Raw genomic sequence first — 420 nt, forward strand, 5'->3', positions numbered from 1 at the left:
AATACTGAACCTCCCCTTGGTTGTGCACAACTCGAAGCCAAAATTCGAAATAGACCCTGCTATGTTCTCGTCCTATTTCGACGCATTGGCGCAGCCGCCAAAAAATTCTGTGGGCCTTATTGTCGATGACAGTACCACTGGAGGCGCCAAAGCAATGAAACTGATCGATGACCTTAAGAAATTCGAGCTAAAGGCCACGGAGTTTCTTGTCGTGTTTGAGCCGGAGATCAAGGATCCACGCCTCGTTTTAGCAAACAAAGGGGTGACTCTTCATTCACTGGTCAAATTTCGGGCGACCGGGAAAATAGAAAAGTGAAGATACTGATATGCGGGGCCTTTTCAGCAGGAAAAACAGAAACGGTGCTTGCAACGAAGACTTTGCTGGAGACTAACGGACACAAGGTGTCACTTGTCGAGGAA

Annotated in this window: 1 protein-coding gene; it reads left to right on the top strand. The window is 47.6% G+C overall.

The annotated features are described in order from the left end of the window. On the top strand, positions 1 to 316 hold a 316-nt coding region (locus EN906_RS37930; RefSeq protein WP_206529307.1), incomplete at its 5' end, for a hypothetical protein. Positions 317 to 420 lie beyond the last annotated feature (104 nt).

It is taken from the genome of Mesorhizobium sp. M7A.F.Ca.CA.004.06.1.1, assembly GCF_003999135.1.
Lineage (GTDB): Bacteria > Pseudomonadota > Alphaproteobacteria > Rhizobiales > Rhizobiaceae > Mesorhizobium.